This window comes from Kitasatospora sp. NPDC058965, assembly GCF_042741245.1.
Lineage (GTDB): Bacteria > Actinomycetota > Actinomycetes > Streptomycetales > Streptomycetaceae > Kitasatospora.
Genome location: NZ_JBHYKG010000222.1, coordinates 1 through 14,419, shown reverse-complemented (window position 1 = coordinate 14,419; position 14,419 = coordinate 1). Strand labels below are relative to the sequence as shown.

8 protein-coding genes and 2 pseudogenes are annotated in these 14,419 nt (G+C 72.3%); 4 read left to right on the top strand and 6 right to left on the bottom strand.

Annotated features, from left to right (window positions below):
* Positions 1-52 precede the first annotated feature (52 nt).
* From ACFW1A_RS28715 to ACFW1A_RS28690, 6 genes and pseudogenes are all read right to left on the bottom strand, one after another.
* Positions 53-289, bottom strand: a complete 237-nt coding sequence (locus ACFW1A_RS28715) for a hypothetical protein (protein ID WP_380413642.1) — start codon at positions 287-289, stop codon at positions 53-55.
* Positions 290-292: 3 nt separating this feature from the next.
* The gene (locus ACFW1A_RS28710; RefSeq protein WP_380413640.1) at positions 293-688 is read right to left on the bottom strand and encodes a carboxymuconolactone decarboxylase family protein; all 396 of its coding nucleotides are present in this window, start codon (positions 686-688) and stop codon (positions 293-295) included.
* A 297-nt stretch (positions 689-985) separates the two neighbouring features.
* Positions 986-1,723, bottom strand: a pseudogene (locus tag ACFW1A_RS28705) (PP2C family protein-serine/threonine phosphatase); the annotation flags it as partial.
* A gap of 456 nt (positions 1,724-2,179) precedes the next feature.
* Positions 2,180-2,920: pseudogene (locus ACFW1A_RS28700) on the bottom strand (serine/threonine-protein kinase); the annotation flags it as partial.
* A 181-nt stretch (positions 2,921-3,101) separates the two neighbouring features.
* A complete protein-coding gene (locus tag ACFW1A_RS28695) occupies positions 3,102-4,796 on the bottom strand; it encodes a DUF885 domain-containing protein (protein ID WP_380413637.1) in 1,695 nt (564 codons plus the stop codon).
* Positions 4,797-4,936: 140 nt separating this feature from the next.
* Positions 4,937-7,411, bottom strand: coding sequence for a ricin-type beta-trefoil lectin domain protein (locus tag ACFW1A_RS28690; RefSeq protein ID WP_380413634.1), 2,475 nt, complete (start codon positions 7,409-7,411; stop codon positions 4,937-4,939).
* A gap of 614 nt (positions 7,412-8,025) precedes the next feature.
* On the opposite strand from ACFW1A_RS28690, the gene ACFW1A_RS28685 reads away from it, so the two are divergent.
* The 4 genes from ACFW1A_RS28685 to ACFW1A_RS28670 all read left to right on the top strand — a co-directional run bounded on the left by ACFW1A_RS28685 (position 8,026) and on the right by ACFW1A_RS28670 (position 14,363).
* Complete coding sequence (locus ACFW1A_RS28685) at positions 8,026-9,063, top strand: substrate-binding domain-containing protein (protein ID WP_380413631.1); 1,038 nt, start codon at positions 8,026-8,028, stop codon at positions 9,061-9,063.
* A gap of 100 nt (positions 9,064-9,163) precedes the next feature.
* Positions 9,164-10,774, top strand: coding sequence for a sugar ABC transporter ATP-binding protein (locus tag ACFW1A_RS28680; protein WP_380413628.1), 1,611 nt, complete (start codon positions 9,164-9,166; stop codon positions 10,772-10,774).
* The gene (locus ACFW1A_RS28675; RefSeq protein WP_380413626.1) at positions 10,771-11,826 is read left to right on the top strand and encodes an ABC transporter permease; all 1,056 of its coding nucleotides are present in this window, start codon (positions 10,771-10,773) and stop codon (positions 11,824-11,826) included. The genes ACFW1A_RS28680 and ACFW1A_RS28675 overlap by 4 nt, the downstream gene beginning before the upstream one ends.
* An 80-nt stretch (positions 11,827-11,906) precedes the next feature.
* The gene (locus ACFW1A_RS28670) at positions 11,907-14,363 is read left to right on the top strand and encodes an RICIN domain-containing protein (RefSeq protein ID WP_380413624.1); all 2,457 of its coding nucleotides are present in this window, start codon (positions 11,907-11,909) and stop codon (positions 14,361-14,363) included.
* Positions 14,364-14,419 lie beyond the last annotated feature (56 nt).

Here is a 14,419-nt window from a genome sequence, read left to right as displayed (position 1 = left end):
GGTCGTGCCGGGCGGGCGGCCCGCCGCGCCGCGCGACGGGGCTGGCGATGCGTCAGGCGCCCCGCTCGGGTCCGGCGACACTGCCCGCCGCCGGGGCGGCCGCGCTCGGCAGGGCGCGCAGCTGCTGGTCGTAGTCGGCCAGCACCTGTCCGAGCAGGTCCAGTGATTCGGCCGGGACGTCGGGCGGGGCCGACTCCACGACGTAGCGGGCCGCCGCCACCAGCGCGGACAGCTCGTAGATGTGGAACGTGCCGCGCAGCACCGTCGGGCGGAGCCTCTCCAGCTCCACCGGTCAGCCCTTGGACTTCGCGTACTCGACGACCTGCTGCAGCTCGGCGGCGAACTGGTCGTAGTCCTCCTGCATCCCGTTGATGTAGGCGCTCCACCCCAGGCTCGCCTTCGCGTAGTGCACGGCCTCCTGGATCTCCTCGTCCGTGGCACCGAACAGTTTCGCCGCCTCGGTGTGGAACAGGCTGCAGAAGCGGCACTTCGTCTCGGCGTGCAGGCCGACGCCGATCAGTTCCTTGTACTTGTTGGGGATCAGCGTCTCGCCGAGTTCGATCCGCTTGAAGATCTCCCACTCGGGGCCCAGCAGCTCGGTCGGGATCCGCTGGAAGAAGTGCGGGACCAGGCCCAGCGTCTCCTTGATGTCCGCCTCGACGTCGGCGCGGTTCACCGTGTCAGCCATGACGGCCTCCTCCGAAGGCCACGCGGCTCCGACCGGCGCTCGCGCGCGGGACCGCGAGCTGGGGGGCACCGGGCCGGGTGTCCACAGGCCCTCCTCCTCAGACTACGCCCCGTGCCGACGGCGGGCCGGGCTGCCGCAGCCCGGGTCGAGCAGGGCGAACGGTAGGCGACGGGCGGACCGCACGGAGCCCGGGAGTGCGGCGAACCGATCTGGTGATCCGGTGTCACGGGTCCGCAGCTGCCGGCCCGGAGCGGGCAGCCGCCCTGATCGAGCTGTTCAGCGCCGTGGCGGGGCGCCGGCGACCGCACCGACCACCAGCGGAACGTCACTGAACGGGTGGTCCCACGTGGCCCGGCCGAGGTCGAGGACGTCCGCAACGATGCAGGTGATGTTGTCCGGCCCCCCACCACGCAGTGCGAGCCGGATCAGCTCCCCCACGGTGTCCTCCGGCGAGTAGTAGCTGCCGAGCATCTCCTCGAGGACCTGGTGGCCGACCGGGCCGGAGAGGCCGTCGGAGCAGACCAGGTAGCGGTCGCCGGGGCGCACCTCGCGGATCGACAGGTCCGGCTCGACCGGGCTGCGACCGTCCAGGACCCGCAGCAGCGGCGAGCGGCCCGGGTAGCTCGCGGCCAACTCGGGTGTGATCCGGCCTTCGTCGACCATGCGCTGCAGCCAGGTGTGGTCGTGGGTGATCTGGGTCAGCGTACCGTCGCGCAGCAGGTAGGCCCGCGAGTCGCCGACGTGCACCAGGCCCATCCGCTCGCCGGTCCACAGCAGCGCGGTGAGGCTGCAGCCCATGCCTTCCAGCTGGGGGTTCTCCTGGGCCAACCAGCGAAGCCGGTCGTTGGCACCGCGGACGGCGTCGCCCAGCAGGGTCAGTGGGTCGGCACCCGGCACGTCCTCGTCCAGTCCGACGATCGAGGCAACCACCTCGGAGGACGCGACCTCACCGGCCTCGGCGCCGCCCGTACCGTCGGCCACGGCCAGCAGCCGCGGGCCTGCGTAGCCGGAGTCCTCGTTCCCGTCCCGGATCATTCCCTTGTGCGAGCCCGCGGCGAAGCGCAGGACGAATCGTGTCGGGCCGGCGGCGGCTCGCGGCGGCAGCTCCACCCGCACGGTGGGCGCCTCGGCCCCTGCCACCGGTCGACTCGGCGGCGGGTAGTGCCGGCCGGCCTGGACGGTCGCCGGGCGGTCGGCCAGCATCATCCCGACGAAGTCCCTGAGGTCCTGGCGCCAGATCGGCGCGGTGGTCTGGGCGACGATCCAGCTGCGGTCGCCGTGCTTCAACCGGTCGACGGCGAGCTTGAGGGCGCCCTGGTCGAACGTCCAGGACTGTTCCTCGTGAGCGGTCCGGCCGTACAGGTGGGCGAGTACGAGCCGACGATCGGCCCGCATCTGCGGGTCGGCGGGGACCAGACCGTGGTCGCCGAGCGCCAGTCCATGGCTCGGGGTGCCGAACGGAACGGTGGGGGCGGCCACGTGGTCGAGGACCGTGGCGAGCGAGGGCCGGGCGGTGTGGTCCTTGGCGAGGCAGGCGGAGATCAGGGCGACGAGGTCGGGAGGCAGGTGGGCGAGGCCGGTGAGTTCCGGCGGTTCATGGACGATCCGGTAGAGGACGACGTCGGGGCGGCCGGCACCGAAGGGCCCGGATCCGGTGGCCGCGTAGGCGAGGAGAGCGCCCAGACAGAACACGTCGCTCGCGGGGCCGACCCGCTGTCCGCGCACCTGCTCGGGAGACATGAAGCCGGGCGTTCCGATCACGGCGGTGCTGGTGGTGGCGTCCAGGGCACGGGCGATACCGAAGTCGATCAGGCGGGGGCCGTCGTCGGCGACGATCACGTTGCCGGGCTTGAGGTCGCGGTGGACCAGGCCGCAGCGGTGGATCGCGGTCAGCCCCTCGGCCAGGCCTGCGCCCAGCAGCCGCAGCCCGTCCTCCCGCAGTGGTCCGTGCCCCTCGACGGCCTGGGCCAGTGACGGCCCGTCAACATAGGCCGTGGCCATCCACGGTGGGGTCGCGTCAGGATCCGCATCGACGACCTGGGCGGTGTAGAACCCGCCCACCTGGCGGGCGGCGCGAACCTCGTGGGCGAAGCGGCGCCGGAAGTCGGGATCCTGCGCCACGTCCGAGCGGATCGTCTTGACCGCGACCGGCCTGCCGCCCGGCGAGCGCCCGAGGAACACCTGACCCATTCCCCCGCTGCCCAGACGGGCCGTCAGGAGGTAGGGACCCACCTTGCGCGGGTCACCGTCCTGCAGCGCTTCCACCCCGTGCCTCCCCCTGACGTCTCGCCCCCAGCAGTGGGCGTGATTCTTCCAGTACCGGGGCGCCGCGCGGTATTCCGGCGGCGGGTAGACCACGGGGGAGCTCCCGGCCGCCCGCCCGCACGGCGTCACCGGCCCCGCCGCGCGGCCGTCACAGCACCGTCAGGGCCGATTCCAGGTCGTCCAGTCCCAGCGAGCCCTGGCGCAGCGCCGCCATGTGCCAGCGCTTGAGGTCGAAGTCGGCGCCCCGGCGGCGGCGGGCGGCCTCGCGGCCGGCCAGCCAGGCGCGTTCGCCGAGCTTGTAGCCGATGGCCTGGCCGGGGCGGCCGAGGTAGCGGACGATCTCGCTGTCGAGGACGGCGGGCGCGGTGCCGGCGTACTCGGCCATGAAGGCGGTGGCCAGCTGCGGGGTCCAGCGCTCGCCCGGGTGGAAGGGGGAGGCGGTCGGGATGACGCTCTCCAGGTGCATGCCGATGTCGATGACGACTCGGACGATCCGCATCATCTGCTTGCCGAGGTAGCCGAGCCGGCGTGCCGGGTCGGTGAGGAAGCCGAGTTCGTCCATCAGGCGCTCGGCGTAGAGGGCCCAGCCCTCCACGTTGGCGCTGATCTTGCCGAGGGTGACCTGGTAGCGGGACAGCTGGCCGGCCGCGGCGGTCCAGGAGGCGAGCTGCAGGTGGTGGCCCGGGACGCCCTCGTGGTACCAGGTGCTGACCAGGCGCCAGGTGCGGAACCGCTCCTCGGCGTCACCGTTCGCCAGCGGCAGGTACGTGCAGCCGGGACGGCTGAAGTCCAGGCTCGGGCCGCGGTAGTGCGGGGCGGCGGCGCTGCCGGTCGGGGCGATCCTGGTCTCGACCCGGCGCAGCGGGCCGGTGATGTCGAAGTGCGGCCCGTCCAGCGCCTCGATCGCCTCCTCGGTGACCTGCTGCAGCCACCCGCGCATCCGCTCGGCGCCCTGCACGGTGTGCCCGTGCGCGTCCAGGTGGGCCCGGGCCTGCTGGACGCCGGCGTCCGGCAGCACCCGCTCGGCCTCCGCGCGCAGCTCCGCCCAGACCCGGTGGAACTCCTCCCAGGCCCAGCCGTACGCCTCGTCCAGGTCCAGGTCGGCGCCGGTGTACTGGCGGGCGAGGAGCTGGTAGCGCTCGCGGCCGACGGCGTCCGGGGTGCCCTCGGCGGCGGACCGGTAGCCGTCGCGCAGCCAGTCGCGGAACCCGGCCACGGCGGCGGTCGCCGCGCCGGCGGCCGCGTCCAGCTCGGGCCGCAGCCGCTGCGGCGCGGGGGCGACGAACTCGGCGAACCAGCCCGGGGTGCCGTCGGCCTCGCCGGTCCAGGCGGTGAGCTGGGCGGCGAGCACCTCGGCCTGCCGGGGCGCGGCGAGCAGTCCGCGGTGGATGCCCTCGGTCAGCGTGGCCCGGTAGCCGTCCAGCGCGGCGGGCAGGTTCCGCAGCCGGCCGAGGACCGGGGCCCAGTCCTCGTCGGTGGCGGTGGGCATCAGGGTGAGGACGGCCCGCAGCTGGTGCACCGGCGCGTGCAGGTTGCGCACGGCCCGGAAGTCCTCGCCGGCCTCGTGCACCAGCAGCTCGGCCGTCAGCCGCTCCCGCAGCAGCTGGGCGCAGGTGAGCTCGGCCGGATCCGCCTCGCGTCCCGGTGCGGGGAGGGCGTCGAGCCGGGCCAGCGCCGCCCGCGCGAGTCCGGCCTGCTCCTCGACCCCGTCCGGCGACAGGTCGGGCATCCGGTCGTCGCCCGGCGCCAGGCCCAGGTACGCGGCGGTGACGGGATCGTGGGCGGCGACCCGGGCCACGTAGTCGTCGGCGATCTGTCGAGGAGTCGTCACGTGGTGTTCCATGCCGCCATTCTGGCGGTCCGGCTCCCGCGGCCGGTGCGGCGCCACCCCGTCCCGTGCCGGCCCCGCACCGGACCGGCGGCCCACGCCGGGGGCGAGGGCCGCCGGTGTTCACCGCGGCGTCGGAGCTGCGCGCTCCGGGGCTACGGCAGGGTCCACTTCTGGTTGGCGCTGCCGGTGCAGGTCCAGATGATCACCTGGGTGCCGTCGGTGGTGCTGGCCGCGGGGTCGTCGAGGCAGAGGCCGGACTGGAGGCCCTTCAGGGTGCCGTCGGGCTGCGGGCTCCACTGCTGGTTGTCGCCGCCGTTGCAGGTCCACAGGTCGACCAGGGTGCCGTTGGTGGTGCCCTGGCCGGTCACGTCCAGGCACTTGCCGCCGTGCTGCAGCTGGCCGTTGGTCCAGGTCCAGCTCTGGGCCGGGTCACCGGAGTTGCAGCTCCAGATGATGGCCTTGCTGCCGTCGGCGGCGGAGTTGGCGAAGTCGTCCAGGCACTTGCCGCCGACGCCGGAGGGGACCGTCCCGGTGAAGGAGCTGCCCCCGGTGCCCGGGGTGAGGGCGAAGTTGTCGAACTGCTGGGTCTGGTAGCCGGTCAGCGCCAGACCGGACATGCCGGAGGTGTACGAGTAGTCGTTGACCGAGCCGACGGTCGTCCCGTCGATCGCGGCGGTCAGCGTCGGGCCCTGCATGGTCAGGGCCAGGTGGTGCCAGGTGTTCAGGCCGGGCGCGGTGACGGTGCCGCTGGCCAGGGTGGTGAAGTTCCAGTTCAGGTCGCTCTTCAGGATCGACCAGGCACCGGTGTCGCTGAGCCGCAGGTGGTAGGCGTTCAGGCCGTTGTCGTTGCGGCCCTGCTGGTTGACCCGGCCGAGCACCTCGGTGGCGCCGGGCTGCTCGAACAGGGTGTCGGCGGCGGCCGTGTAATCGACCCAGCTGGTGTCGCCCACGATGGTGTAGGGCGCCTTGTTCGGCTCGTCGGTCCAGTGGATCGGCGCGGCGGGGGCCATCTGGCGCAGGCAGCTGCCGCTGCGGCCGCCGCCGCAACCGGTGGTCTGGAAGGCGCCGTTCATGTCGGAGAAGTACTTCGGCGAGGTGGACGCGGCCGGGGTGTCGAAGCTGTCGGAGTACGGCAGGTTCAGCGGCGCGGCGGCCGGCGGGGTCGCGGTGCCCTTGCCCTGGCCGGTGGTGGTGCTCACGGTGTAGACGTAACCGGGCTGCAGCGTCAGCGTGTAGGAGCCGGCCACCGGCGTGACGTCCTGGGTGTGGACGAAGTAGTCGGCGGCGTTGGCCGAGTTGAGGTTGGTCGCCCAGACGTGGACCTGACCGGTCGACAGGCCGCCGGCCACGGTGAAGGTGGCGGTCTGCGCGGCGGTGGCGTCCATGGTCTCGATGACCGTGCTGTAGTCGCTGTTGTTCGGCGACTTCAGCGACACGTAGCTGCCGTTGGCGCGGTTGCCGCCGAGGTAGCCGCCGGCCGTGTCCAGGTACTGCCAGCCGGGCTGGGTGAACTGGGTGGTGTGCGCCGTGACCCACAGGGTCTTGCCGAGCGAGTAGTTGCCCGACCAGGGCTGCGAGGCCAGCGAGAGGCCGTCGGTGGAGAAGTAGAGGTTCTGGTACAGCGCCGCGATCACCGGCCAGTTCATGTACGAGGTCATCTTGCCGTCGATGTAGTCGCGGTTGATCGCGCGCGCCACGGCCTGGGCACCGGTGTTGAGGTCCTGCGAGCCGCTCTCGCTGGCCCAGATCGGCTTGCCGAGCGCCTGCGCGGCCGGCGTGCTGTTGCAGGTGCTCATCGCGCCGAGGTAGCCGCAGGGGTAGTGCATGCCGACGACGTCGATCGCGGCGTTCAGCTGCGGATCGGCGGCCATGTCCGAGGCGAGGTTCCAGTCGTAGCTGTCGGCGGCGACGACCTTGGTCCCGCCGTGACCGCTGGCGACCAGCGCGGCCTTGAAGTTCTTGTACCAGGTGGCGTTGTACTCGCGCTCGTTCCAGCCGCCGATGTAGTCGATCGGCAGGTGGTGCTGGGCGGCGCAGCCGAACCAGCCGACCAGGTAGTCGATCATGTCCTGGGACCAGAAGTACGGCTGACCCGGCGTCGGGTTGGCGGGGTCGTTCACGCCGACCCAGCCCGGTGCGCCCCAGGCGAGGCCGTAGAGCTTGATGTTGGGGTTGCGGGCCTTGGCCTGCTCGGCCAGCCACCACTCGTAGCCCTGGTTGCAGTCGACCGTGCCCTTGGTGTGCTGGTAGCTCGGCTCCGCGCCGTCGGTGGAGTTGGTGTCACCGCCGATCTCGATCTTCAGCGACTGGAGCGAGGCGCCGTAGCCGGGCTTGAACAGGTAGTCCAGCAGTTGGCTGCGCTGCGGCTCCGGATAGTCGATCAGCAGGCGGGAGTTGCCGCCGCCGCCGCTGGCGGCGCCCACGCCGTCGAAGACCCGGCCGGACGCGCTGCCGTCGACGGTGATGGAGGTGGCGGTGGCAGGGGAGGTGGTGGCGGCAGCAGCGGCGCCGGCGGGGGTGGCGAGCGGTCCGGCGGACAGCGCACCGAGCAGCAGGACCGAGGCGGCCAGTGCCGCCTTTCTGAGCGAGCGTCCGGGGAGGGCCAGGACACGGAGGGGCCCGTGCATGGGGGGATGCCTTTCGTCCGAACCCGGAAGCGGCGTACCGCACACCTCTTCCGGATGACTGGGTGGAGGGCCGCGATCCATCACAAAGCAACAGAGGCGACCAGAGTCGAACAGTATGGTGACAGCCGAACCGCCGGGTCAATGGCCGCACCGGGAATTCCGCCGATGCAGCCCGAGCGCGGCTTTCCGAGCACGCCGCCGCACCCTGCCGGCACAGTCGCCAGACCGCCCCGGCGACCCTTGTCCCGGCCGACCGGAATAGCAGCCCGAGCCACCGCGCAGGCCGGTCCGACCGGCTCTCCGGGCGAACCGTAACAGCCACTACCAGCGCACATGCAGCGACTTCGACGACTCGGCCTCTGCACACAAAAGCATCCGCACCGCCGGGCCCACGACTACCTACGAAATGAAATGCGATTTCCTGGGTAGTCATTTCCGTAGGTAGTCGCGAGTCGGCGGTAACAAAGCAATATCGACCCGGAATCGAATGCTTCGACCGCTTGACGGGACGGCGGACCGGCGGATTTGCTGTGGTGGCATCGCGTTTGAAGGTGATGACATCTGATCGGTTCTGTTCCAGCCGGTCGTCTCACCCGCCCTCCCTGGAGTCGCCCGTGTTCCCGTTCCGCACCCCCCTGCTGCCCGCTGCCGCGGTGGCCCTGTCCACCGTCCTCGGGCTCACCGCCTGCTCCGCCGGTCAGACCGGCGGCAGCGGCCAGGTCGCCCCGGTCGGCGGGCACATCTCGCTGACCTACCTGCAGAAGCAGGGCGACCAGGAGTACTTCATCGGCGAGGCCGCCGGTGCCAAGGCCAAGGCCCAGCAGCTGGGCGTCGACCTGAAGGTGGTCGACCTCGGCAGCGACGCCAACAAGACGGTCAGCGAGGTCCAGTCCGCGATCGCGCAGAAGAGCAACGGCCTGATCGTCGTGGTGCCGGACCCGGCCGTGGGTCCGCAGGTCGTGCAGACCGCCAAGGACGCCAAGGTCGCGCTGCTCACCTCCGACGACCAGATCTGCACCAACGGCACCGACCCGGCCGCCTGCGCCAAGCAGAACCTGGTGCCGCGGATCGGCTTCTCCGGCGAACAGATGGGCACCGAGGTCGGCAAGCGCGCCGCCGAGGAGTTCAAGAAGGCCGGCTGGACCGCGGCCGACACCCGGATCATCTCCGCCTGGAAGCAGGACGTCACGGTCTGCGGCGACCGGGTCAAGGCCGCCGGCGAGGCGTTCTTCGACGCCGCCGGCCAGGTGAAGACCCTGGACGTGCCCACCGACAACACCCCCACCGGCGCGCAGGACAAGGTCGCGGCCACCATCACCGCCAACCCGGGCGTCAAGCACTGGGTGGTCTGGGGCTGCAACGACGAGAACGTCCAGGGCGCCGTCACCGCCCTGCAGAACGCCGGCGTCAGCCCCGCCGACATCGACGGCGTCGGCCTCGGCGCCTACCTCGCCTGCAAGGACTGGTCCGCCGGCCAGCCCTCCGGCATGAAGGCCGCGCTGTTCATCAACGGCAGCGACGTCGGCGCCCTGGCCGTCCAGACCATGTACGACAAGCTCAAGAACGGCAAGGACTTCCCCGCCGAGGCCTTCGCCCCCACCACCATGGTCGACGCCACCACCTGGCAGTCCGCGGGCGTCCACTGCGGCTGACCCCCAGTCAGGGCCGGTGCGGCTCCCGCACCCCACGCCGCCGCACCGGCCCGACCACCCGCCCCACCAGCACCGCACCGCATCACCCTGTGAGGCCCCGATGACCGCACCCAGTCGATCACCCGCCGTCCCGCCCGGCCCGGTCCCCGGATCCGGCCCCACCGCGGCGCCCGGCCTCACCGCCGAGAACATCGGCAAGCGCTTCGGGGCCGTCCGGGCGCTGGACGGCGTCGACCTGCACTTCCCGTCGGGGCAGGTCACCGCCCTGATGGGCGAGAACGGCGCCGGCAAGTCCACCCTGCTGCGCATCCTGACCGGGGACCACCGCCCCAGCGAGGGCCGGATCCTACTCGACGGCCGGGTCCTCGACCTCGGCTCGCCGATCGACGCCCGCCGCGCCGGGATCCGGATCATCCCCCAGGAGCCGGAGATCGTCCCGCACGTGTCGGTGGCCGAGAACGTCTACGCCGGCTCGCTGCCGCGCCGGGCCGGGCGCCGACTGGACCGGGCCGAGCTGCGCCGCCGGATCGAGGCGGACCTGGACAGGTTGGGCTTCGCCGAGGTGCTCCACCCCGACCTGCTCGGCTCCGAACTCACCGCTGCCCAGCGCCAACTGGTCGAGATCCTGCGGGCCCTCACCGGCGACACCCCACCGCGCGTCATCGCCTTCGACGAACCCACCTCCTCGCTCTCCGAGCGCGAGGCCGAGGCCCTCTTCGACCTGATCGGACGGCTGCGCGAGCAGGGCATCGCCGTCGTCTACGTCTCGCACCGGATGCGGGAGGTCTTCCGGCTCGCCGACCGGATCGCGGTGCTGCGCGACGGCCGGCCGGCCGGTGTGGTGGCGGCCGCCGGGACCACCGAGAGCGACCTGGTCCGCCTGATGGTCGGCCGCGACCTGTCGGACGTGTTCGTGCGCCAGAACGTCGCCACCGACCGGGTGGTGCTCCAGGTGGACCGGCTCTGCACCGACGACGTCCACGACGTGTCGCTCACCGTCCACGCGGGCGAGGTCGTCGCCCTGGCCGGGCTGGTCGGTGCCGGACGCTCCGAACTGGCCCTCGCCCTCGCGGGCGACACCCCGATCCGCTCCGGCACGGTCAGCCTCGGCGGCCGACGGCTCCGGCTGGACGATCCGCGCCGGGCGATCCGGGCCGGCATCGGCCTGGCCCCCGAGGAGCGCAAGGCCCAGGCGCTCTTCCTGCACCGCACCATCCGCGACAACACCTCGCTGGTCAGCCTCGACCGGCTGCGCCGCCGACGCTTCGTCAGGCGCCGTGCGGAGAAGGAGCTCGCCCAGCACTACGCCGACCGGCTGCGGGTGCGCGCCCCCTCGATCGAGTCCGAGGTGCGCACGCTGTCCGGCGGCAACCAGCAGAAGGTGGTGCTCGCCCGCTGGCTGGCCCGCCGGCCCGAGCTGCTGATCCTGGACGAACCCACCCGCGGGGTCGACGTCGGCGCCAAGGCCGAGATCTACCGGATCATCGCCGACCTCGCCCGCGACGGCGTCGCCGTCCTGGTGATCTCCTCCGAGCTGCCCGAGGTCCTCGGCCTCGCCGACCGGGTCCTCGTCCTGCAGAACGGCCGCATCACCGGGGAACTCGGCCGCGACCAGGCCTCCGAGGAGGCCGTCCTCGCCCTCGCGATGGCCGACGACCTCGCCCTCCCCGCCCGTACCGAGCCCGACCACGCGACCGGAGCCACCCCATGAGCACCACCCCCGCCACCACGCCCGCGCTCCCGCCGGCCCGGCCCGCGGCCGACCGCCGGGCCCGCCGCCCGCGCACCGTGCTCGGCTCCGTGCTCGGCTCGGTCGGCGGACAGAACCTCAGCCTGCTCGGCGCGCTGGCGCTGGTGCTGGCCCTGTTCGGCTCGCTCAACCCCAACTTCCTCAGTCTCGACAACATCGAGGTGATCGGGGAGGCCGCCACCATCGCCGGGCTGCTCGCCGTGGTGCAGACCGTGGTGATCATCTGCGGCGGCCTGGACATCTCCGTCGGCTCGCAGGCCGGCCTGGCCTCGGTGGTCAGCGCGATGGCGTTCACCGCCTCCGGTGCCAACGCCTTCGCCGGCGTCGGCGCGGCCCTGCTGGTCGGCGCGGGCGTCGGCCTGTTCAACGGGGCGGTGATCATCTACGGCCGGGTCAACCCCACCATCGCCACCCTCGCGGGCCTGGCCGCCTACAAGGGCGTGGCCCAGCTGGTCTCCGGCGGCCGGGCGCAGGGATACGTGCTCAACGACCCGGTGTTCGTCTTCCTGAGCCGGGGCCGGGTGGCCGGGGTTCCGACCATGGTGTGGATCCTCGTTCTGGTGGCCGCCGCCGTCCACGTGCTGCTGAAGTACACCGACATCGGCCGCAACGTCTACGCCATCGGCGGCAACGACACCGCCGCCCGGCTGGCCGGCATCAACCTCAACAAGTACCTGATCTCGGCCTACGTGCTGTCCGGCACCGTCGCCGCCGTGGCCGGCGTCCTGCTCACCGCGCGCACCGGCTCGGGCCAACCGGTCTCCGGCAGCGAGGGCCTGGAGCTGCAGTCGATCACCGCCGCCGCACTCGGCGGCTGCGCACTCAAGGGCGGCAAGGGCGGCATCGGCGGCACCCTGCTGGCCGTCGCCCTGCTCGGCGCCCTCCAGAACGGCCTCACCGTGCAGGGCATCAACGCCTTCTGGCAGAACGTCGCCCAGGGCACCCTGCTGGTCGCCGCGGTGGTGATCCAGCAGCGCCGCAACCGCGACCGCGCCGTCGGCCTGCCCGCCTGACCCGCCGCTCCCCCCACGACCGCCCGCTCCTCGGTGATCGGGCTCCCCACCCACCCCTCTTCCTCGACAGGAAGGCTCCCATGCGACATCTCCCCCGCTCGCTACGCCGCGCAGCCACCGGCGCGGCGGGTCTCGCACTCGCCCTCGCGAGCGCGGTCCTGCCCGCCGCCGCACCGGCCGCCGCCTCCACCACCACGGCCACCCAGGCGGTGACGATCGACGGCACCGCCACCGGCCGGACGTTCGACGGCATGGGCGCGATCAGCGGCGGCGGCGCGACCTCGCGGCTGCTCGTCGACTACCCGGAACCACAGCGCTCGCAGATCCTGGACTACCTCTTCAAGCCCGGCTACGGCGCCGACCTGCAGATACTGAAGGTGGAGATCGGCGCCGACGCCAACTCCAGCGACGGCCCCGAGCCCAGCCACATGCGCAGCCGCACCGACCTCGACTGCAACCGCGGCTACGAGTGGTGGCTGATGGAGCAGGCCCAGCAGCGCAACCCCGCGATCACGTTCTACGGACTCGAGTGGGCCGGTCCCGGCTGGTTCAACGGCGGGATGTGGTCGCAGGACAACATCACCTACCTGAACAACTGGCTCGGCTGCGCCCAGGGCCACGGGCTGACCATCGGCTACCTCGGCGGCTGGAACGAGGTCGGCTACAACAAGACCTGGTTCGAGAACCTGCGCAGCTCCCTCGACGCGAACGGCCACTCCGGCACCAAGCTGGTGGCGGCCGACACCGACGACGCGAGCGGCACGGTCGCCACCGACCTCGCCACCGACCCGGCCTTCAACAAGGCCGTCGCGGTGTGGGGCTCCCACGGCGTCTGCTGGCACTCCACCCCGGAGTACACCGGCTGCCCGGTCCCCGGCGCGGCCCTGGGCCTGAACAAGCCGCTGTGGCAGTCCGAGGACGACAACGACAGCGAGGGCGCGAACCCGTCGGCACTGGCCCGCAACCTGAACCGGGAGTACCTGGACGGGAAGATCACCGCCGACATCAAGTGGGCGCTGACCAGTTCCTGGCCGGCCCACCTGCCCTACTACGGCTCCGGCATGATGACGGCGGACCAGCCCTGGTCGGGCGCCTACTCGGTCGACCGCGACATCTGGGCCATGGCGCACACCACCCAGTTCACCCGGCCCGGCTGGCAGTACCTCGACACCGCCGGCGGCTACCTGCCCGGGACCGGCACCAACGGCGACCCGCACAGCGGAAGTTACGTGACGCTCAAGTCCGGCCAGGACTACAGCACCGTCATCGAGACCACCGACGCCACCGCCCCGACCACCCTCAACCTCACCGTGACCGGCGGCCTGTCCACCGGCACGGTACACGTCTGGGCGACCAACATGGCGTCGACCGACCCGAGTCAGTGGTTCCTGCACACCCAGGACATCACCCCGCAGAACGGCGCGTACTCGCTCACCGTCCAGCCGGGCTACCTCTACACCGTGACGACCACCACCGGCCAGGGCAAGGGCACCGCCGTGCCGCCGGCCCGCAGCGCCTTCCCGCTGCCGTACACGGCCGACCTCAGCACCGCCACGACCGGCGCCCCCGTCCCGTACTTCCACGACTGGGCGGGCGCCTTCGAGACCGCCCCCTGCCCGACCGGCGCCGGCACCACCACCTGCGCGCGCCAGGTCCTCACCACCGCACCCATCCCGTGGCACACCGACATGGGCTACACCCCGCTCACGCTGGTCGGCGACCCGAACTGGACCAACTACCGGGCGGGCGTGGACGTGCAGCTGGAGCAGTCCGGTTCGGCCGAACTGCTGGGCCGCCTCGACCACATCGACCACGACCACGCCGCCTACCACCTGCAGATCACCACCGGCGGCAGCTGGACCCTGTTCACCGAGAACACCTCCGGCGCCGACACCACCCTGGCCGCCGGCAGCTACACCGGCGCCGGCCCGGGCAGCTGGCACAACCTGCAACTGGCCATGCAGGGCCCGACGATCACCGCCTCGGTGGACCACGTCCAAGTCGCCTCGGTGACCGACTACAGCCACCAGGTGGGACAGCTGGGCCTGGGCGTCGGCGGCTTCCAGAACGCCGACTTCGCCAACCTCGCCGTCACCGCGCTGGCCGGCCCGGCCGTCAACAGCCTGGTCAACGTCAACAGCGGGATGTGCCTGGACGTCACCGGCTCCTCCACCACCGACGGCGCCCAGCTCGTCCAGTGGACCTGCGGCGCGGGCAAGCCCAACCAGCAGTGGCAGCTCGTCCCGGTCGCCGCCGGCACCTACCAGCTGGTGTCCGTCAACAGCGGCAAGTGCCTGGACGTCACCGGCGGCTCCACCACCGACGGCGCCCAGGTCATCCAGTGGACCTGCGGCACCGGCAAGCCCAACCAGCAGTGGCAGCTCGTCCCCGTGGCCGGGACCGGCGCCGACCAGCTGGTCTCGGTGAACAGCGGCAAGTGCCTGGACGTCACCGGCAACTCGCAGACCGCCGGCACCCCGGTCATCCAGTGGACCTGCGGCACCGGCAAGCCCAACCAGCAGTGGACCACGGCCTGAGGACCGCTCGCCGGCCCACCGGTGCGGCCCCGGGCCGGACGGACTGACGGTCCGTC